Here is an 18,378-nt window from a genome sequence, read left to right on the forward strand (position 1 = left end):
TCTGCGGTTCCATCGTAATAAATCCGCCAGCAGTCCGTCAGTAGAACGTGTCGGCACAGTCGTAGACGACGCCGTGTTCCGGACAGACGTACTTGCAGTGCCGATGGTACATCGCGCGGTCGCACATCGGACAGGGCCGGCCGCCTGACGCGTCGCTCATACGCGGTGGGACGGACTCCCGACGCTTCGCTCTTTGGGGTCGAAATTGGAACAACGCCTTTTGACGGGTAGCGCCTTCGAGCGAGTATGACCGACGACGTTCTCGACACGAGGGGTGGACGGGTGCTGGTCAGCGTCGCCGCCGGGGTGGCCGGCCTCGCCGGTTCGTACGCCCTGACGGGGGCCGCGCCGGCCTTTCTGGCCTCCCCCGTAGAGCGGGCACTCGCCCGGGCCATGCCCGGTGCGATAGTCTCGTTCGCCATCACGACCCTCGGGAGCCTCGGCCAGCAACTGAACTTGCTGACCGCCGTCGCCGTCGCGGGCCTGTTCGTCGCGCTCGCGGCCCGGGCGGCCATCCTCGCGGGCGCGGCGGCCAACAACCGCCTCCTCCCGGCGGTCGGGACGGCCGTCGTCACGTGGGCCGTCGCCGTCGCGCTCACGGGTGAACTCGTCCTCTCGGCAGGCGCGGCGCTCCCCGCGGCCGGCGTCGTCGCCCTCGCACAGGCGCTCGACGCGTTCGGCGCCGACGCGGCGCCCATCTCCTCGAAGCGGCGCCGCGCGCTCTCGACCGTCGGCGTCGCGCTCGGCGCCGGCGTGCTCGGCTACCGACTCGGCGGCCAGCGGTCGCCCACCGCGACGGCATCCGGCGCTCCACCCCTCGCCGCGCCCGGGGCCGATACGGAGGACGCACAGACGAAGCTCGACGCCGCGAGCGACGCCTCGCTGGCCGTTGACGGCCTCGACTCGCTGGTCAGCGAGACGTTCTTCGAGGTGGACATCAACTCCATCGACCCGCAGGTCGACGCCGGCGACTGGACGCTCTCGGTGACGGGCGCCGTCGAACAGGAGGTCACGCTCGACTACGACGAGCTGCGGTCGATACCCGCCGAGAACCGCTTCTCGACGCTCCGCTGTGTAGGTGATTCCCTCAACGGCAAGAAGATGGACACGGCGCTGTGGACCGGCGTCCCCGTCGACAGGTTGCTCGAGGAGGCCGGCGTCCAGAGCGGGTGCGAGTGCGTGATGCTCCGGGCGACCGACGGCTACTACGAGGAGTTCCCCATCGAGGCGCTCCGCCGCGGCCTCCTCGTCTACGGCATGAACGGCAACGTCCTCCCGCGCGGGCACGGCTACCCGGTCCGGGCGCTCGTCCCGGGCCACTGGGGCGAGGTCAACGTCAAGTGGCTCACCGAGATCGAGGTCCTCGACCGCGAGGCCGAGGGCTACTGGGAGCAACGCGGTTGGCAGGGCACCGGCCCGGTCAAACCCGTCGCCAAGCTCCACCACGCCGAACGGCTGGACGACGGCCGCCGCCGACTGGCGGGTCACGCATACGGCGGCCTGCGCGGCGTCTCCCGCGTCGAGGTGTCCACCGACGGCGGTGCGACGTGGGCCGACGCGACCCTCTCGGACCCGCTCCCGGCCGTCGACGGTGACGGAGCGGCCGAGGACGCGTGGCGCCAGTGGGCGTACACCTACGAGCCACCCGGCGGCGGCCACACCGCCGTCGTGCGGATGGTCGACGCGGCGGGCGACGTCCAGACCGCCGAGGAGACGGACCCCGTCCCGAGCGGTCCCTCGGGCTGGGTCAGTCGCGAGTTCGCCTGAACGGACAACACACATCCGTCGGGACGCCGTCTCCCCGGTATGACCGAGACGATAACGGGCGAGGTCGTCCACGTCGTCCCGCCCGACGACCTCGACGACTACGACCTCGACCCCGACCTGCGCTCGCTGGCCGACTCCCGATACGTCCTCGTCTGTCGGAAGGGCGGTCGCCCGTCGTGGGTCGAACGGGTCGTCGCCTTCTTCCGGCGGACGCCCATCGAACCGGTGACGCTCGTCGCCGACACGGCCGCCGAGGAGGGCGAGGACGTGACCGCGAGCGTCGAGGCGACCGGCGTGACCGGCGTCTACGACGTCGTCGAGTTCCGATAACGAACCGCGTCGGGCGAGGTGAAAAACGGGCTCCGGTGTCACACGCTCCGTCTGGCCGTCCCTACCTCAGCACTCGGACCAGCCACAGGACTCGCAGGTCTTGCAGCCCTCCGAGTAGTACAGCGAGAGCGACCCGCAGTCGGGACACTCCGGGCTCTCGCCGGCGTCGATGAGGTCCTGCTGGTCGCCGGTCGTGCCGGCGTCGGCGTTCGGCCCGTCGGCGGTCTGGGTGCCGCTCGGTTGGGCCTGCGGGCCGCCGTCCGTCTGGGTGGCGGCGTCACGCTCGGCCTCCTCCTCTTCGGCCGTCTCCTCCAGCGTGACCTGCTGGGGATAGGCCTTGTCGACGTCGCCGTCGAGGTACCGGCGCAGGGCCGTGCCGATGGCGTCCGGGATGGACTGGATCTGCTCGCCCTTGTCCCAGGCCACCTTCGGCGAGCGGATGCCCTGCAGTTCGTCGGCTATCTCCTCGGGGTCGACGCCCGAGCGCAGCGCCGTCGAGATGGTCTTCGCCAGCGCCTCGGTGAAGGAGGCGGTGAAGCCCCCGCTGTTGCCGATGTTGGCGAACAGCTCGAACGGCCGCTCGGCCTCGGGGTCCTCGTTGATGTTGACGTACAGCTTCCCGTAGCCGGTGTCGATGCGCTGGGTGACGCCGTGGAGGACGTCGGGCCGCGAGCGCTTGCGGGCGAAGTCGGACTGCTCGCCGTCGGCGACCGAGAGCATCCCCTCGACGGACTCGTCGAGAGCGGCCTGGACGGCCTCGTCCTCGAGGAAGCCCTCGATGCCGCCGAACATCTCCTCCAGTTGGGCGACCAGTTCCTCGGTGTCCATGTCCGAGAACTCGGTGTTCTGGGCACGGGTCGTCAGCACCTGCTTCGAGCGGGTGCCGTCGCGGTAGTAGGTGACGCCCTTGCCGCCGTGTTCGTAGATGTACTCGAACACCTCGGCGGCGTCCTCGACGGTCGAGTCGTTCGGGGCGTTCACCGTCTTCGAGATGGCGGAGTCGACGCCCTCCTGGCAGGCGACCTGGACGCCCGCGTGGTCCTGCGCGGAGAGGTCGCCGGTCGTGACGAACAGCTCGCCGATGGCGTCGGGCACCGTCGTCAGCCCGTCGACGCCGTCGAACTCGTTGTCGGCCATCTGCGCCTGGGCTTCCTCCTTGACGGCCTCGACGTCGATGCCGTTCTCCTCTAGCGCGCGGAGGAAGTAGTCGTCGAACTCGACGAGCATCTCGTCGCCCTGGACGTCGTCGGAGACGTTCTTGTAGTAGGCGACGTTGTAGATGGGCTCACACCCGCCGGTGGTGTTGCCGATCATCGACGTGGTGCCGGTCGGCGCGATGGTCGTCGTGTTGTGGTTGCGGATGGGGAAGCCGTCTTCCCAGTCGTCGGCGTCCTCGCCGGTCTGCTTCTCGAACCACTCGCGGTACTCGGTCGGGTTCGCGTACTTGGAGTTGTCCCACTCCTCGAAGACGCCGCGGTCCTCGGCGAGCTCGCGGCTGGCCTGCTTCGAGCCGTGGTTGATGTGGCGCATGACCTGCCGGGCGATCTCGTTGGCCTCGGGCGAGCCGTACTCGACGCCGAGCTGGATGTACAGCTGGGCCAGTCCCATGATGCCCAGCCCGATCTTGCGCATCTCCCGGACCTTCTGCTCTATCTTGTCGACCGGGAAGTCCGACATCGTGACGACGTTCTCGAGGAAGCGGGTGCCGAGTTCGATGCGCTGGTCGAGCTCCTCGACGTCCAGCGCCTCGTCGAGGAACGCCGAGATGGCGGCCTCCTGCGAGTCGTACTCGTCGGCGTGTTCCTCGGCCCAGACGCGGTAGTCCGGGGCGTCCATCGCGGCCAGCGTCGAGAGGTTGATGTGTCCGAGGTTACAGGCCTCGTACTCCTCCAGCGGCTGCTCGCCGCAGGGGTTGGTCGCGAGGATCTGGTGCTCGGGGTGCTCCTCGACGTCGAAGGAGTGTTGCTTGTTGACGCGTTCGAGGTAGATGACGCCCGGTTCGCCGTTCTCGTGGGCGCCCTCGACGATGCGCTCCCAGAGCTTCTCGGCGGGAATCGAGAGTTCCTCGCCGACCTCGACGTACTCGCCGAGGTCGAACATCTCGTACAGCTCCTTCGTCTCGGCGGTGGCGACGTGGGGTTCCTCGGTGCGCGGGTTCGTGAAGGTGAACTCCTCGCCGTTCTGCAGCGCCTCCATGAAGTCGTCGGTGACGCCCACCGAGATGTTGAAGTTCGAGAGGTGGCCCTCGACGGCGTTCCGGAGGTGCTTCGGGACCTTGCCGTCGTCGTCGATGAGTTCGCGGGCCTCCTCCAGTGCCTCGGCGAAGGAGTTGTGCGTGAAGTCGTCCGGGTCGTTCAGCCGGAGCGTCTCGGCCAGCGAGACGTCCTTGTTCTTGGCGTGGATGAACTGGATGACGTCGGGGTGGGAGACGCGCATGACGCCCATCTGGGCGCCGCGTCGGGCCCCGCCCTGTGCGATGGTCTCGCACATCTGGTCGTAGGTCCGCATGAAGGTGATGGGGCCGGAGGCGATGCCGCCGGTCGAGCCGACGGGGTCGCCGTACGGGCGGAGCTTCCAGAACGCGTAGCCCATGCCGCCGCCGGACTGGAACACCTGTGCCGCCTCCTTGGCGGTCTGGTGGATGTCGTCGATGTCGTCGCCGGGCGAGTCGACGAAGCAGGCCGAGAGCTGCTGGAGCTCGTCGCCGGCGTTCATCAGCGTCGGCGAGTTCGGCATGAACGAGAGCTGTTCCATCTGCTCCTGGAACGCGTCGGCCGTCTCCTCGACGTGGGTGCGGACCTCGTCGGGGAGCTCGGGGACGACCGTCTCGTAGGCGAACTTGTTGACGTTGTACACCGAGAGCGTCGTCTCGACGTCGTCCTCGGCGGTGGTGCCCTTGCCGAACACCTCGGCGGCGAGCTCGTCGCGCCGGGGGTGGTCGGGCTTGAGCTGGTCGGGCGTGACCGTGACCTCGACGTCGCGCTTCTCGGCCTCGAAGACGGCCTCGGCGAGCGCGATGTTCTTCGCGACCCGGTCGAAGAGGTCCTCCGGGTCCTCGACGAGGTCGCCGTTCGCGTCCTTCCGCAGATAGCGAGCAGGCAGAATGTTGTTGTAGGCGTTGCCCGTCAGTCGCTCCTGGATGGTGTCCCCGTCGGTACGCTTGATAGGCAGCGTGAGTTCGTCGGCGGAGAGCTCTGCGTCGCTCATACGTCGGTCCTCCCCCCGACAGCGTCCGTCTGCCGGTCGATACCCCTCTCGACTGCTGGCCGAGTTCCTGTCATTTCTGGCGGCGAATACGTAGTCATGGATGGCGTATAACGCTTGCTTTCTCCAACTTCTGTCAGATTCCGTAGCTATCAGAGAGTCGGTACTACGGTGGTTGTCGGTCGGTCTCGACGACGCGCACGGCGCGGCCGTGTACGACCACTAGCAACGTCGGTCACTCCTTAATGGTGAGTAGACCGCAGTGAAAGTAAAATGTTCCCACCACCAACCGCAGGACCGCGACCAGAAATCCAGTAGAAATCGGCGGGGGTTTCGGGTGGAGATTCTGACTTCGATTCACCTACACAGTCGGTGAAAACTGTGCGTCAGACGCTCCGCAGTCTTGCGGTTATCGGGCGACAACGGTGCCGTCCTGCGGTGCGGGCCAGTTCCCAACTAGCCACGAAGTATATGTGTCCGTCTCGCGTTCCCCTCCGTATGCTCTCGCTGTTGCAGCTGGGGCCGCTCGGGTCACCGCCGTCGTTGCTCGTCGGACTGGTTCTCATCGCGCTCGTGTTGCTCGTGGGCCGGTTCGTGATGAAGGTGGCGTGGCGACTGGTCATCCTCGCCATCGTCGCCGTGACGGTGCTGTGGGTGCTGGGTATCCTCGGCTTCAACGTCGCGTTCTAGACGCCGTCGAGGAAGTTCCGGATGACGTCGTGGCCCACCGCGGTCAGCACCGACTCGGGGTGGAACTGCACCGCCTCGATCGGATACTCGCGGTGACGGACGCCCATCACCAGGTCCGTCCCCGCCTCGGTCGTCGTCGTGGCCGTCACGTCGAACGCGTCGGGCACCTCGTCGGCGACCAGCGAGTGATAGCGGCCGCCCTGGAACCCCTGTTCTAGGCCGCGGAAGACGCCCTCCCCGTCGTGGTCGATGGGGAACGCCTTCCCGTGGATCGGTTCCGGGGCACGGCCGACGGTGCCGCCGTAGGCGTACACCGCGGCTTCGAGGCCGAGACAGACGCCCAGCGTCGGCACCTCGGGGCTCAGCTCACGGAGGACGTCCATCGTCACGCCGACGTCGCGGTCGTTCTTCGGGTGGCCCGGCCCCGGCGAGAGGATTATCGCGTCGGGGTCGAACGCGCGCACCTGTTCGAGCGTCGCCGTGTTGCGGACGACCTCCGTCTCGGCGTGCTCGGAGACGTACTCGACGAGATTGTAGGTGAAGGAGTCGAAGTTGTCGACGAACAGCACGCGCAGGTCGTCGAGCGCGTCGTCGGCGGCCTGCGTCTGCGCGCTCATCGGTCCACCTCCGTCGTCGCCGCCGTCAGGTCGTCGGGCGTCTCGATGCGCTCGAGGGCCGCGAGGACGCCGTCCATCTTCTGTTCGGTCTCGACGTACTCGCTCTCCGGGTCCGAGTCCGCGACGATGCCGGCGCCGGCCTGCACCGTCACGCGGTCGTAGCGTTCGTCTGCGTCGGGTCCGGCGTCCGGGAGCGCCACGCCGTCCTCGACGGTGGCCGACCGGATGACGATGGCGAAGTCGGTGTCGCCGTCCCAGTCGAAGTAGCCGACGCCGCCGCCGTACGGGCCCCGGGGCGAGCGCTCGAGTTCGTCGATTATCTCCATGGCGCGTATCTTCGGCGCGCCCGAGAGCGTGCCCGCGGGGAACGTCGCCCGCGCGGCGTCGAAGGCGTCGCAGTCCGCGGCCAGCGTCCCCGTGACCGTCGACTCGATGTGCTGGACGTGACTGTACTTCAGGACGTTCATGAACTCCTCGACGCGGACCGACCCGGCCTCGGCGACCCGGCGGACGTCGTTCCGTGCGAGGTCGACGAGCATCGTGTGTTCGGCCCGCTCCTTCGCGTCGGCGAGCATCTCGCCGGCCAGTCGCCGGTCCTCGACGGGCGAGTTCCCGCGCGAGCAGGTGCCCGCGATGGGGTTCGAGACGACGCGGTCGCCGGCCACCGAGACCAGCGTCTCCGGACTCGCACCGACGATAGAGAGGTCGTCGTAGCCGAGCAGGTACATGTACGGCGAGGGGTTGACCTCTCGGAGCGCCTCGTACAGCCCCAGCGGGTCGACGTCGCCGTACAGCTCGCGAGTCCGGGAGATAACGCCCTGATAGATGTCGCCCGAGAGGACGTACTCCTTCGCTCGCTCGACGGCGTCCTCGTACTCGTCCTGCGGCCCGGCCACCTCGGCCTCGCGGGTGAACCCGCCGGTCGAGAGCTCGTCGGCCCCCGAGAGCGCCGCTTCGACGCGTTCCGCCTCGGCGACCAGTTCGTCGTAGCGCTCGCCGGCGTCGTCGCCCACGCGGACGACGGGGGTGAAGAGGAGCTCGACGCTCCCCTCGGCGTGGTCGAACCGGAGCGTCGCCGTCGTCAGGACGAACTGCGCGTCGGGGAACCGCGAGTCCGGGCGGTCCAGTCCGACCTCGTCCAGCCAGAGGTCGTAGACGGCGTCGTACGAGAGGAAGCCCACGAGGCCGCCCTCGAGGTGCTGGCGGTCCATCTCGGGGAACCCGCGCAGTTCCACGTCGGGCATCGCCGCCCGCAGGTCGTCGACCACGTCGCCGCCGTCGGTCGTCACGAGGTCGGCGTAGCGGTCGTCGAACACCTCGACGTCGCTCTCCGCGCCGGTCACCGTCACGACCGCTCGGGGGTCGTAGCCGACGAAGGAGAACCGGGCGTGCCGGTCGTCGGTCTCCGGGGCGAACGCGCCGTCGGGGTCGCTGGAGGCGACCTTCTCGGCGCTCTCTAAGAGGAAGGTGTAGTCGTTCGATTCGACGTCGCTGGTGCGACCCGACAGGGCCGCGTAGGCCGCCAGCGGTTCGACGTCGACGTCGAGTTCGGCCGCGGCCCGGACGACCACCGGCCGGTCGGCCTCGGCGTACTCGAGGAACGCCTCGCGGGAGACGTCGAGGGTCACGCCGACACCTCCGCGTCGGCGGCCGCGACGGCCGCGACGAACCGCTCGACGGCGTCGTGGTCCTTCACGCCGCCGCTCGACTCCACGCCGCTCGCAGTGTCGACGGCGAACGGTCGGACCGTCTCGACGGCCTCGGCGACGTTCGCGGGCGTGAGCCCGCCCGCGAGAACCACCGGCACGTCGACGGCCTCGACCAGTTCGCGGGTCCGCCCCCAGTCGTGGGTCTCGCCGGTGCCGCCCGCGCCCTCGTCGTCGACGGAGTCCACGAGGACGGCGTCGGCGTGGTCGGCGTACTCGGCGAGGTCGTCGGCCTCGGCGTCCACGACGGCGATGACCTTCTGGGTGACGCGCCGGGAGAGCGCACCCAGCTCCGGCGGTGTGAGGCCGTCGTGGACCTGCACGGCGTCGGGCTCGACCTCGTCGACGCGGACGACGGCCTCCTGGACCGTCGCCGGCATCGTCACGAGGACGCTGGTCACGAGCGGCGGAACCCCGTCGACGAGGGCCGCGGCGGTGTCCTCGTCGACTTCGCGGGGAGTGTCGACGGGGACGCCGTGGATGACGCCGACGGCGTCGGCCCCCGCCGCCACGACGGCGTCGCGGTCCTCGGGGGTGGTCACGCCACAGAGCTTGACCCGCGTCATGCGCCGACGAGGTCCTCTAGCTTGGCGGCGGCCGCGCCCGAGTCGATGGCCTCCCGGGCGAGTTCGACGCCCTCGGTGTGCGTCTCGGCGACGCCCGCGACGTAGATGGCCGCGCCGGCGTTCGCGAGGATGATGTCGCGCTTCGCGCCGGTGACCTCGCCGGCGACGATGCCGCGCAGGTCCTCGGCGTTGGCCTCGGGGGACCCGCCGGCGACGGCCTCGATGTCGTGGGTCGCCAGTCCGATGTCCTCGGGCGTGATGCTGTACTCCGAGATGGAGTCTCCGGTCACCTCGGCGACGGTCGTCTCGCCGTGGATGGCGATCTCGTCCAGCCCGCTCCCGTGGACGACGAGCGCCCGCTCGACGTCGAGTCGGGCCAGCGCCTCGGCCATCACCGGGACGAGGTCGGGGTCGTAGACGCCCAGCACCTGCGCGTCGGCGTCGGCGGGGTTCGTCAGCGGGCCGAGGATGTTGAAGACGGTCCGCATCCCGAGTTCCTTCCGCGGGCCGATGACGGCCTTCATCGCGGGGTGGAAGACGGGGGCGAGCATGAAGCCGATGCCGTCGCGCTCGATGCGCTCCTCGACGGCCGGCGGTTCGGCGTCGACGTCGACGCCGGCCACCTCCAGCACGTCGGCACTCCCCGAGGAGGAGGACACCGAGTAGTTGCCGTGCTTCGCCACAGGGACGCCCGCGCCCGCCGCGACGATGGCGCTCGTCGTCGAGACGTTGATGGTGTCGTAGTCGTCGCCGCCGGTCCCGCAGGTGTCGACCAGTCCCTCGCGGTCCGGTTCGATGGTCCGGGCGGCGTCGCGCATCCCCTCTGCGAACCCGGCGATCTCGCTCTCCGTCTCGCCTTTCGCCCGCAGTGCGGTCAGCAGGGCGCCGATCTGGGCTTCCGTGGCTTCCTCGAAGACGAGCGTCGCGACCTCGCGTGCCTCGTCCTGTGTCAAGTCCTCGCCGTCCGTGACGCGTTCGATGTACTCCTGCATGACATTCACCAATGAGCTATTTCGTGTTGTGATGTACAAATCCGTACACTGACTTAAGGCTATCGGGCCGACCACCGTCCCGGCGGCGTGTGCGCACAATCAACAGACGACGTTCGGGTCCGGAATTCGAAACCTTCAATTATACCCCCCGGCAACAGAGAGGTGTACGAGGCAGCGAGGGTTCGTGGTCTAGGTCGGTTATGACACCTCCTTGACATGGAGGAGGCCGGCGGTTCAAATCCGCCCGAACCCACTACTTCTGTCGCGAACGAGTCCCCCCCAGCGACGCAACCGTCTTCGTGACGTTCTCTGCGAGTCACGCGTTCTCGGCGCGCCCGACCGGCTCGACGTCCGTAGCGTCGCCTACGCGGCCCGGCGCGCCAGTCGTGGGGTTCCCCACGCGTGGGAACGTTCCAGTAGTTTCTTAGCCGAGCCATCGTAGCGACGGATATGGAGGAGACTCTCCGGTCGACGCGGTCGTTCGAACAGTTCGTGCTTCTGTCGGTCGTGGAACTGTCGCTTGCGGGCGAGACGCCGGCACACTCCTACGACGTGACGCAGGCGGCGAAGGCCCATCTCGACGACCTGAGCCGGGACCCCTTCGGCGGCGTCGAGCGGCAGGAGGTCATCTCGGCGCTGCGGTCGCTGGCCGAGGTCGGGCTACTGGCGAAAGACCAGACGACGTCCGCGACGGGCAAAGGCCGACCCGCCTACGCCCTGGCCGTGGACGCCGACGCGGTGCTGGACGAACTAGCCGAGGCCGAGGCCGTCGGGCCGTACGTCGAGACGCTCAGGACGAAGGCGTAAGTTCAGACGATACTCACGTCGGCGGCGGTCCGTTCGAGCGCCGGCGGCGCGCCGTTCTCGAGGCGCTCGAGCCGGTCCATGATCGTGTGGACGACGTCCCCGTCCGTGCAGGGCGCGACGTGTGCGAGCTCGCCGTCGTGGTACTCGGCCAGTCCCATGACCGGGAGGACCATCGCGTCGTAGGCGCCGTCGGTGACCTCCGACCCGACCTCGCTGGTCTGGTAGAACGACTCCAGCGAGACGTTGTTCGAGAGCGCCCACTGCCGGAACTCGGCGACGCGGTTGAGGATGTACGTCCCCTCCTCGGTGTTGGCGGCGGCCGACTCGGGGGCTATCTGCTTCCCCCAGACGACGACGTTGTACCCGGCGATCTCGTCCTCCCGGTCGAGTCGGTCGAGGTGGTCGATGACGGCCTCCTGTCGCTCGTGGGCCCCGTCCGGGAGCAGCGACCGGACGTACAGTTCGATTCGGGGCGTCGGTGTGTCCTGGCTCATGTCTGGGTGGAGTCATGAAGTCGATGCCACATATGCGTTCCGTGAGAAGTGTATGCACGTCTCGGGACAATATATACTCCTAATAACCGCACGAAGGCGCGCGGTTGCGATGTTGGAAATTACCATCGTTATTCTCGTCTCGCGGGCGAGTTAACGATGGAAAACCCACATGAACGGTGTGTGATACGACGTCACGACTCGTCGCGGCGACGGAGGTTCTCGTGGATGCCCAACACGAGTGCCGGGACGACGACCATGAAGATGTGCTCCTCGATGGGGATGCCGAGCAGGTCGACGCCGGTCCGCAGTCTGATGGCGAACACGCCCACCTCGAGGGTGTACCAGTCCCAGACGTACGCGACCGGGTAGAGCACGACGATGGTCCGGCCGGCGAGACGGAGGGCGTCGGCCCGCCACAGCAACACCAGTGCGACGGCCCCCCAGACGACCTCCGTAACCAGATACGTGTAGGGACCGAACACACCGATGTCGGGAAGCATATCTGACAGACGGCCCGGGGTTCCTAAAGTTTGGCCCACCTCTCGTGACACGGGAACTAAACCAACCTTGATAACCCTTCACGTAGAATCTGCGGACGTGAAGCACGATGGACATTGCTGACATCGCCACCAGAGAGTTCGTCGAGGTCGACGCCAACAAGCGCCTCGGGAAGGTCCGTTCTATCTTCGAGCGGGAGAACCCGAAGGGCATCATCGTCACCGAGGACGGTGCGTACGCTGGCGTCATCACGCAGAAGCAGTTGGTCCAGTCCCACGTCGAGGACGACGCGAAGGCGGGGGCGATGACTCGCTCGGCGCCGAAGGTCGAGCGGACCGACGACGTGCGCGAGGTCGCGCGCGTCTTAGTCGAGGGCGGGACGAAGATCGCCCCGGTGTTCCAGGGCGACGAGCTCTGGGGTATCGTCACCGAGGACGACATCCTCGAGGCGGTCCTCGAGAACCTGGACGCGCTGACCATCGACCAGATATACACCGAGGACGTCATCACCATCAGGGAGGACACCAACGTCGGGCAGGTCGTCAACCTCCTGCGGAAGCACGGCATCTCCCGGCTCCCGGTCCTCGACGACACCGATTCCCTCACGGGGATGGTCACCCGACACGACATCGTCGACGTCGTCGTCCGGGACATGAACAAGGCCACGCGGGGCGACCGCTCGGGCGAAATCGAACGGGTCCTCGACCTGCCAGTCTACGACGTGATGAACAGCCCCGTCGAGACGGCCAACCTCGGCGACTCGGTGCGCGACGCCGTCGAGCGGATGCTGGAGCACGACTTCGCCGGCCTGGCGGTGACCGCGGACGACGACGACAGCCACGTCGTCGGCATCCTCACCAAGACGGACGTGCTCCGGGCACTGACCTACACCGAGGAGGACCACATGGACGTCCAGATCACCAACATCTCCCTGCTGGACACCATCAGCCGCGAGGACATCCGGGCCGACATCAGCGACGTCGCAGACAAGTACCAGGCGATGCAGGTCCAGCACGCCCACGTCCGGTTCCACGAACACAAGGAGAAGCTCCGCGGCACGCCGCTCATCCAGTGCCAGATCCGCCTCCGGACCAACAAGGGGCAGGCCGCCGGCTCCGGCGAGGGGTACGGCGCCGCGACGGCGTTCAACGTCGCGCTGGACAAGCTCGAACGGAACGTCCTCGAACTGAAGGGCGTGCAGGCCGACGAGGAGTACCGCGGCCAGCTCCTCCGGAAACTGGGCGAACTGTAGCGACGCCCCACTCTTCGAGTTATTTTTCGGCTGTCGAGACGTCAACCGTGACAGCAGCAGGTGCGTCGACACGTCGTCTCCGCGTCGTCGGGTCCTGCCGCTCTCTGTTCGGTGTCGTCGCGTCGATTTGGCCGCCGCTCGTGGAAGTTAGAGCGACGGTTTAGGGCAGACAGCGGTAACCGCACGTGGAAACCACGCGGGTTGAAAGGTAGCCGTCTGACCGTGCCGTCTACCACTATCTCTCTCGGTGCCGCGTAAAACCCCTCCGATACGCGAGTGCGGTAGGTCACTGTCTCGGATGGCCTCGCAAACGGCGTCGTCGGTGGCGAACTGGGACGGCCGTGGCTGCTGGCGTGAGCAGAGAGTGGTGGCCGCAGACGACCGAAGAAATCCGACGAAATACGAAGTGGTCGCTACTGGAAGCCGATGCGACCGCCGCTGCCGGCCTGCCGCTGCGGGCTGGACCCGCCCTTGAACTCCTCTTGCATCTGCTCGTAGTACTCGCGGATGTCGTCCGTGATGGTCGGCCGGACGCTGTCCATGGCCTGGCGGAAGTGGCGCATCTCCACCTCCTCGGCGTCGTCGGACTCGCGCAGCGCCTCGATGGCGGCTTCGCGGGCAATGGACTCGAGGTCCGAACCGACGAAGCCGTCGGAGCGCTCGGCGAGTTCACGCAGGCTGACGTCGGGTGCCAGCGGCGTGTCGTCGGTGTGGATCTTCAGTATCTGCTCGCGGCCCTCGACGTCGGGCTCGCCGATCATCACGAGGCGGTCGAAGCGGCCCGAGCGGATGAGCGCCGGGTCGATCATGTCCGGGCGGTTGGTCGCGCCGATGACCATCACGTCCTCCATCTCCTCGAGGCCGTCGAGTTCGGTCAGGAGCTGGTTGACGACCCGCTCGGAGACGTTCGAGCCCATGTCGCCGCCCCGGCCCGGCGCCAGCGAGTCGAGCTCGTCGAAGAAGATGACCGTCGGGGCCACCTGCCGGGCCTTCCGGAACGTCTGGCGGATGGCCTTCTCCGACTCGCCGACCCACTTGCTGAGCAGCTGCGGGCCGCGCACCGAGATGAAGTTCGCGTCCGTCTCGTTGGCGACGGCCTTCGCCATCAGCGTCTTCCCCGTCCCCGGCGGGCCGTACAGCAGGACGCCCGAGGGCGGCGTGACGCCCATGCGCTCGAACTTCTCGGGGGAGTTCATCGGCCACTCGACGGCCTCCTGGACCTGCTCTTTGGCGGGGTCGAGACCGCCGACGCTGTCCCACGACACCTTCGGCAGTTCGACGAGGACCTCCCGCATCGCGCTCGGGGACACCTCGTTGAGCGCGCCCTTGAAGTCCTCGCGCTTGATTATCATGCGGTCGATGAGGCTCGGCGGGATGTCCTCCTCGTCTAAGTCTATCTCGGGGAGGTACCGGCGCAGGGCCTTCATCGCGGCCTCCTTCGTCAGGCTCTCGATGTCGGCGCCGACGAAGCCGTGGGTGTCGGTCGCCATCTTCGCGAGGTTGACGTCGTCCGAGAGGGGCATCCCGCGGGTGTGTATCTGGAGGATCTCCTCGCGGCCCACCTCGTCCGGGACGCCGATCTCGATCTCGCGGTCGAAGCGGCCCGGCCGTCGCAGCGCGGGGTCGACCGAGTCGACGCGGTTCGTGGCGGCGATGACGATGACCTGCCCCCGCGATTCGAGGCCGTCCATCATCGTCAGCAACTGGGCGACGACCCGGCGCTCGACCTCGCCGGTGACGTCCTCGCGCTTCGGGGCGATGGAGTCCAGTTCGTCGATGAAGATGATGGCGGGGGCCTCCTCGCTGGCGTCCTCGAATATCTCCCGGAGCTGCTGTTCGGACTCCCCGTAGTACTTCGAGATGATCTCCGGCCCGGCGATAGAGAAGAAACTGGCGGAGGTCTCGTTGGCGACGGCCTTCGCGAGCAGGGTCTTCCCCGTGCCCGGCGGCCCATGGAGCAGAACCCCCTGGGGCGGCTCGATGCCGAGCTTCTTGAATATCTGGGGGTGTTTCATCGGCAGTTCGACCATCTCGCGGACCCGCTGGATCTCGTTCTGGAGGCCGCCGATGTCCTCGTAGGTGATGCCGCCGCCGGTCTTCTCGAAGCCCGAGATGGGCTCCTCTCGCAACTCGACCTCGGTGTCCTCGGTGATGAGGCAGACGCCCTCGGGTTCGGTCTCGACGGCGATGAGCGGGATGGCCTGGCCGGGCGAGCGCATGAACGGGTGGTTCGTCGAGGACATCACCGGGACGATGTCGCGCTCGACGACCGGCCGCTTCAGGATCTGGCGTTTGACCATGCCGGCGGCGTCGGAGCCGAACTGCACCGACGCCTCCTCCGGCGGTGCGAGCACCAGCTTGTCGGCCTTCTCGGCCTCGGCCTTGCGGATGGTCACCCGCTCGCCGATGCCCACGTCGGCGTTCTGCCGCGTGAAGCCGTCGATACGCACCGTGTCGGTGTTCCAGTCCTGCCGGTCGGCACGCCACACCTTTGCGGCCGTCGTGTCGCTCCCCTCTATCTCGATGATGTCGCCGGGCGAGAGTTTGAGATGCAGCAACGTGTCGGGGTCGAGGCGGGCGATGCCGCGTCCCGAGTCGTTCGGGTACGCCTTCGCCACTTCCAGTTGCACTTCGTTCATAGTAGAGTCGGGCTACAGAGAACTCGGGTAGCACGAGAGATATGCTTTATGCTACCGGCGGGCAGGACGCGACAGCGACGGGTTTATATGTGAACTGCTACCATGCGTCAGTCGACGCCCGACGGCGCCCCGTTCTCGACTCGTTCGACCCACACCCGGCCCGGACCGACCGTCCTTCCGTTGCCCGGTGCCCGGCCGATACGCTACACCGACTGCCGCCACCGCCGCGTTTGATAAGGCTGGGCGCGATAGCGCCGGTATGGTATTTCTCGTTCCCTTCGACGGGTCGTCGCTCGCAGAGGCCGCACTCGACCGTGCGGTGACCTACGCCGCCGCGATGGACGTCGACGTCGTCGCCGTCAGTCTCGTCCCGACGGGGTCGGACTACGCCCAGCGCCGCCGCCGCGTCGACCCCCACGAGGACTTCGCCGCCGAGACGGCAGCCTCGGACCTCCGCCGGAAGATAGAGGAGGCGACCGACGACGCCGAGCTCAACTACGAGGACGTGAGCGCGTACTCGGCGAACGAGCTCTCGGAGACGGTTCGACAGGTCGCCCGCGACGTCGACGCGAGCGTCGTCTTCCTCGGGAGCGCGGACACCGAAGACGTCGTCGTCCCCATCGCCGAACTGGCCGAGGAGGACGCCTACGACGTCCACATCGTCCGGCGCTCCTGAGGCCGCTGTAGCAGGCCTTTTCTCCGGCGGGTGCGAGGGGCCGAGTATGCGAACACTCGCCTTCGACGGTCGGATGGGCGCCGCCGGCGACATGCTGCTTGGTGCGCTCCTCGCCGCCGGTGCCGACCGGACCGTCCTCGCCCCCGTCGAGGCCGCCCTCGACGTCGAGTACGCCGTCTCGACGGTCGACCGCAACGGCATCGGCGCCACACGCGTCGAGGTACTGCTGGCCGACGCGGACGACGAACACGGCCACGACGACGCAGGCCAAACACACGACCACGGCGACGGTCACGACCACAGCCACGCCCACGACGGGGACCACTCGCACGACCACAGCCACGACCACACGCACGCTGAGGGCCACGGTCCGACCCGAAGCTACGCCGAGGTGGTCGACATCGTCGAGGGGATGGACCTGCCCGACCCCGTCGAGGCCGACGCCCTCGCCATCTTCGAGATTCTCGGCGCGGCCGAGGCCTCCGTCCACGGCACCGACCTCGACGACACGCACTTCCACGAGGTCGGGGCCGACGACGCCATCGCGGACGTCGTGGGCGCGGTGCTGTTGCTGGACGACCTCGGCGTCGACCGCGTGGTGACGACGCCGCTCGCGACCGGCGGCGGCACCGTCGAGATGAGCCACGGCACCTACCCGGTACCGACGCCGGCCGTCGTCGAGATAGCCGAGCGCGCCGACTGGTCGCTCCGGGGCGGGCCCGTCGACGCCGAACTCCTCACCCCGACCGGTGCGGCCATCCTCGCCCACGTCGCCGACGGCGTCGACCGACTCCCGACGCTGACCGTCGACAGCTCGGGGTACGGCGCCGGAGGCTGGACCTTCGAGGACCGACCGAACGTCCTCCGGGCGATGGTCGGCCAGAGCGAGGGCCGCCTCCGGCGGGACGACATCACGGTGCTGGAGACGAACCTCGACGACGCGCCGCCGGAGCTGCTCGGCGACCTCCAGCGCTCGCTCGGGGACGTGGGTGCACGCGACGTCTCCGTCCTGCCGGCGACGATGAAGAAGTCCCGGCCCGGCCACCTCGTGAAGGTCGTCTGCAAGCCAGAGGACGCCGACCGGGTCGCCCGCCGACTCGCCGAGGAGACGGGAACGCTCGGAGTCCGCGAGCACGGCGCCGGCCACCGCTGGGTCGCCGACCGGACCTTCGAGACGGCGACGGTCACCGTCGACGGCGAGGAGTACGCGGTGGCAGTGAAGGTCGCGAGCGACGTCGACGGCGACGTCTACGACGTGAGCGCCGAGTTCGACGACGCGGCGGCCGTCGCCGAATCGACGGGGCTGCCGGTCCGCGAGGTGCTCCGGCGGGCAGAACAGCAGGTCCAGCAGTCGGACTAGCGCTCGGTCGGGTCCGGACCGTCGCGGTCGGTGTCCTCGCCGCGGTGTTCCGCCAGCGCGTCCTCGATGGTGAGCTCGCCGTCCGCCACCCGCCGGGCGAGTTCGGCGTCGATGGCCCGGTTGGTGTCGCTGGCCTCGCGCGAGCGGTCCTTGATGCGCTGGAGTTCGCCGGCCGTCGGTTCGACGTCGCGGCTGACTATCTCCTCGCCCTCCAGCCGGGCGATGTTGACCGCCGCGAGCACGTCGCCCATCCCGCGGGCGCCGGTGCCGAGATACGGCGTCGTCCCCGTCTCGTCGACCAGTTCGACCGGGACGTCCTCGATGTCGTCGATGACCCGTGAGCCGACCAGCCGTGCCCCGTCGCCGATACGGACGAGGGGGTCGACGGCGTCCTCGACCTCTCGGCCCACGACCGCCGCGGCGTCGGCGGCCGGCACCTGGAACGTGGCGACGACCATCTCGCCGTGCAGCACGGCGATACCGGGCCTGTCGCCGGGGTCGATGCCGACGACGGTCCGACCGGTCTCTCCCCGGAGCGCCTCGATGGCCGCTTCGACGGCCCGCCGCGGGCGGTCGGGGTCTGCCGCTACGAGGTCGACGCCGTCCGGAATCGCCACGTCCTCGCCAGCAGCGACGACAGCCACCGCCGTCTCCTCTGGCCAGTCGTCGTCGGGTTCGATGGTGGTGAACGTCACGCCGCGGTCCCGTAGCTCCGTGACCACGCCGTGGTACACCTCGAAGTCACCCGTCGCGACGACTATCACGCACCGGACTTGGGCG

General features: G+C 68.3%; 17 protein-coding genes and 1 tRNA gene. 8 read left to right on the forward strand and 10 right to left on the reverse strand.

Features of this window, described 5'->3' with window-relative positions; translation table 11 throughout:
* Positions 1–37 precede the first annotated feature (37 nt).
* Positions 38–160, reverse strand: a complete 123-nt coding sequence (locus ACV7GQ_RS03720; protein WP_470312212.1) for an HVO_2523 family zinc finger protein — start codon at positions 158–160, stop codon at positions 38–40.
* An 86-nt stretch (positions 161–246) separates the two neighbouring features.
* On the opposite strand from ACV7GQ_RS03720, the gene ACV7GQ_RS03725 reads away from it, so the two are divergent.
* Positions 247–1,767, forward strand: coding sequence for a sulfite oxidase (locus ACV7GQ_RS03725; protein WP_470312213.1), 1,521 nt, complete (start codon positions 247–249; stop codon positions 1,765–1,767).
* Positions 1,768–1,806: 39 nt separating this feature from the next.
* Positions 1,807–2,097, forward strand: coding sequence for a DUF7526 family protein (locus ACV7GQ_RS03730; RefSeq protein WP_470312214.1), 291 nt, complete (start codon positions 1,807–1,809; stop codon positions 2,095–2,097).
* Between the two features lie 66 nt (positions 2,098–2,163).
* Here ACV7GQ_RS03730 and ACV7GQ_RS03735 read toward each other — a convergent pair whose 3' ends face one another.
* Positions 2,164–5,304 carry an adenosylcobalamin-dependent ribonucleoside-diphosphate reductase gene (locus ACV7GQ_RS03735; protein ID WP_470312215.1) on the reverse strand — a complete coding sequence of 1,047 codons (3,141 nt, stop codon included), beginning with the start codon at positions 5,302–5,304 and terminating at the stop codon, positions 2,164–2,166.
* Positions 5,305–5,799: 495 nt separating this feature from the next.
* Between ACV7GQ_RS03735 and ACV7GQ_RS03740 the strand changes: the two genes are divergently transcribed.
* Positions 5,800–5,991, forward strand: coding sequence for a DUF8029 family protein (locus ACV7GQ_RS03740; RefSeq protein ID WP_220620579.1), 192 nt, complete (start codon positions 5,800–5,802; stop codon positions 5,989–5,991).
* Here ACV7GQ_RS03740 and trpG read toward each other — a convergent pair.
* The 4 genes from trpG to trpD are packed head-to-tail and all read right to left on the reverse strand — an operon-like array spanning position 5,988 to position 9,872.
* On the reverse strand, positions 5,988–6,608 hold the full coding sequence (trpG, locus tag ACV7GQ_RS03745) for an anthranilate synthase component II (RefSeq protein ID WP_470312216.1): 621 nt from the start codon (positions 6,606–6,608) through the stop codon (positions 5,988–5,990). The genes ACV7GQ_RS03740 and trpG overlap by 4 nt on opposite strands.
* Positions 6,605–8,236, reverse strand: coding sequence for an anthranilate synthase component I (trpE, locus tag ACV7GQ_RS03750; protein ID WP_470312217.1), 1,632 nt, complete (start codon positions 8,234–8,236; stop codon positions 6,605–6,607). Before trpE ends, trpG begins: the two co-directional genes overlap by 4 nt.
* On the reverse strand, positions 8,233–8,880 hold the full coding sequence (locus tag ACV7GQ_RS03755; protein ID WP_470312218.1) for a phosphoribosylanthranilate isomerase: 648 nt from the start codon (positions 8,878–8,880) through the stop codon (positions 8,233–8,235). The genes trpE and ACV7GQ_RS03755 overlap by 4 nt, the downstream gene beginning before the upstream one ends.
* Positions 8,877–9,872: an anthranilate phosphoribosyltransferase gene (gene trpD / locus ACV7GQ_RS03760; protein ID WP_470313135.1), complete on the reverse strand. Its 996-nt coding sequence runs from the start codon at positions 9,870–9,872 to the stop codon at positions 8,877–8,879. The genes ACV7GQ_RS03755 and trpD overlap by 4 nt, the downstream gene beginning before the upstream one ends.
* Before the next feature lie 178 nt (positions 9,873–10,050).
* Here trpD and ACV7GQ_RS03765 point away from each other — a divergent pair.
* Together ACV7GQ_RS03765 and ACV7GQ_RS03770 are read left to right on the forward strand one after the other, a co-directional pair.
* Positions 10,051–10,125: transfer RNA gene (locus ACV7GQ_RS03765), tRNA-Val, on the forward strand.
* Positions 10,126–10,322: 197 nt separating this feature from the next.
* The gene (locus tag ACV7GQ_RS03770; RefSeq protein WP_470312219.1) at positions 10,323–10,679 is read left to right on the forward strand and encodes a hypothetical protein; all 357 of its coding nucleotides are present in this window, start codon (positions 10,323–10,325) and stop codon (positions 10,677–10,679) included.
* A 2-nt stretch (positions 10,680–10,681) separates the two neighbouring features.
* Here ACV7GQ_RS03770 and ACV7GQ_RS03775 read toward each other — a convergent pair whose 3' ends face one another.
* On the reverse strand, positions 10,682–11,173 hold the full coding sequence (locus ACV7GQ_RS03775) for an HTH domain-containing protein (protein WP_470312220.1): 492 nt from the start codon (positions 11,171–11,173) through the stop codon (positions 10,682–10,684).
* Between the two features lie 191 nt (positions 11,174–11,364).
* On the reverse strand, positions 11,365–11,673 hold the full coding sequence (locus ACV7GQ_RS03780) for a lycopene cyclase domain-containing protein (protein ID WP_470312221.1): 309 nt from the start codon (positions 11,671–11,673) through the stop codon (positions 11,365–11,367).
* Positions 11,674–11,780: 107 nt separating this feature from the next.
* Between ACV7GQ_RS03780 and ACV7GQ_RS03785 the strand changes: the two genes are divergently transcribed.
* Complete coding sequence (locus ACV7GQ_RS03785) at positions 11,781–12,923, forward strand: CBS domain-containing protein (protein WP_470312222.1); 1,143 nt, start codon at positions 11,781–11,783, stop codon at positions 12,921–12,923.
* A 413-nt stretch (positions 12,924–13,336) separates the two neighbouring features.
* Here ACV7GQ_RS03785 and ACV7GQ_RS03790 read toward each other — a convergent pair whose 3' ends face one another.
* Positions 13,337–15,562, reverse strand: coding sequence for a CDC48 family AAA ATPase (locus tag ACV7GQ_RS03790; protein ID WP_470312223.1), 2,226 nt, complete (start codon positions 15,560–15,562; stop codon positions 13,337–13,339).
* A 259-nt stretch (positions 15,563–15,821) separates the two neighbouring features.
* On the opposite strand from ACV7GQ_RS03790, the gene ACV7GQ_RS03795 reads away from it, so the two are divergent.
* On the forward strand, positions 15,822–16,238 hold the full coding sequence (locus tag ACV7GQ_RS03795) for a universal stress protein (protein ID WP_470312224.1): 417 nt from the start codon (positions 15,822–15,824) through the stop codon (positions 16,236–16,238).
* 46 nt (positions 16,239–16,284) lie between these two features.
* Positions 16,285–17,598, forward strand: a complete 1,314-nt coding sequence (larC, locus tag ACV7GQ_RS03800) for a nickel pincer cofactor biosynthesis protein LarC (RefSeq protein ID WP_470312225.1) — start codon at positions 16,285–16,287, stop codon at positions 17,596–17,598.
* Here larC and ACV7GQ_RS03805 read toward each other — a convergent pair.
* Positions 17,595–18,362: a hypothetical protein gene (locus ACV7GQ_RS03805; protein ID WP_470312226.1), complete on the reverse strand. Its 768-nt coding sequence runs from the start codon at positions 18,360–18,362 to the stop codon at positions 17,595–17,597. The two genes, larC and ACV7GQ_RS03805, sit on opposite strands and share 4 nt — an antisense overlap.
* Positions 18,363–18,378: the final 16 nt, after the last annotated feature.

The sequence above is a fragment of the Haloarcula sp. MBLA0163 genome (assembly GCF_055632435.1).

Bases quoted from the DNA above. Each gene is read 5' to 3' on its own strand.
- ACV7GQ_RS03720 (WP_470312212.1), bottom strand. From the start codon at position 160: ATGAGCGACGCGTCAGGCGGCCGGCCCTGTCCGATGTGCGACCGCGCG.
- ACV7GQ_RS03725 (WP_470312213.1), top strand. From the start codon at position 247: ATGACCGACGACGTTCTCGACACGAGGGGTGGACGGGTGCTGGTCAGC.
- ACV7GQ_RS03730 (WP_470312214.1), top strand. From the start codon at position 1,807: ATGACCGAGACGATAACGGGCGAGGTCGTCCACGTCGTCCCGCCCGAC.
- ACV7GQ_RS03735 (WP_470312215.1), bottom strand. From the start codon at position 5,304: ATGAGCGACGCAGAGCTCTCCGCCGACGAACTCACGCTGCCTATCAAG.
- ACV7GQ_RS03740 (WP_220620579.1), top strand. From the start codon at position 5,800: ATGCTCTCGCTGTTGCAGCTGGGGCCGCTCGGGTCACCGCCGTCGTTG.
- trpG (WP_470312216.1), bottom strand. From the start codon at position 6,608: ATGAGCGCGCAGACGCAGGCCGCCGACGACGCGCTCGACGACCTGCGC.
- ACV7GQ_RS03755 (WP_470312218.1), bottom strand. From the start codon at position 8,880: ATGACGCGGGTCAAGCTCTGTGGCGTGACCACCCCCGAGGACCGCGAC.
- trpD (WP_470313135.1), bottom strand. From the start codon at position 9,872: ATGCAGGAGTACATCGAACGCGTCACGGACGGCGAGGACTTGACACAG.
- ACV7GQ_RS03770 (WP_470312219.1), top strand. From the start codon at position 10,323: ATGGAGGAGACTCTCCGGTCGACGCGGTCGTTCGAACAGTTCGTGCTT.
- ACV7GQ_RS03775 (WP_470312220.1), bottom strand. From the start codon at position 11,173: ATGAGCCAGGACACACCGACGCCCCGAATCGAACTGTACGTCCGGTCG.
- ACV7GQ_RS03780 (WP_470312221.1), bottom strand. From the start codon at position 11,673: ATGCTTCCCGACATCGGTGTGTTCGGTCCCTACACGTATCTGGTTACG.
- ACV7GQ_RS03785 (WP_470312222.1), top strand. From the start codon at position 11,781: ATGGACATTGCTGACATCGCCACCAGAGAGTTCGTCGAGGTCGACGCC.
- ACV7GQ_RS03790 (WP_470312223.1), bottom strand. From the start codon at position 15,562: ATGAACGAAGTGCAACTGGAAGTGGCGAAGGCGTACCCGAACGACTCG.
- ACV7GQ_RS03795 (WP_470312224.1), top strand. From the start codon at position 15,822: ATGGTATTTCTCGTTCCCTTCGACGGGTCGTCGCTCGCAGAGGCCGCA.
- larC (WP_470312225.1), top strand. From the start codon at position 16,285: ATGCGAACACTCGCCTTCGACGGTCGGATGGGCGCCGCCGGCGACATG.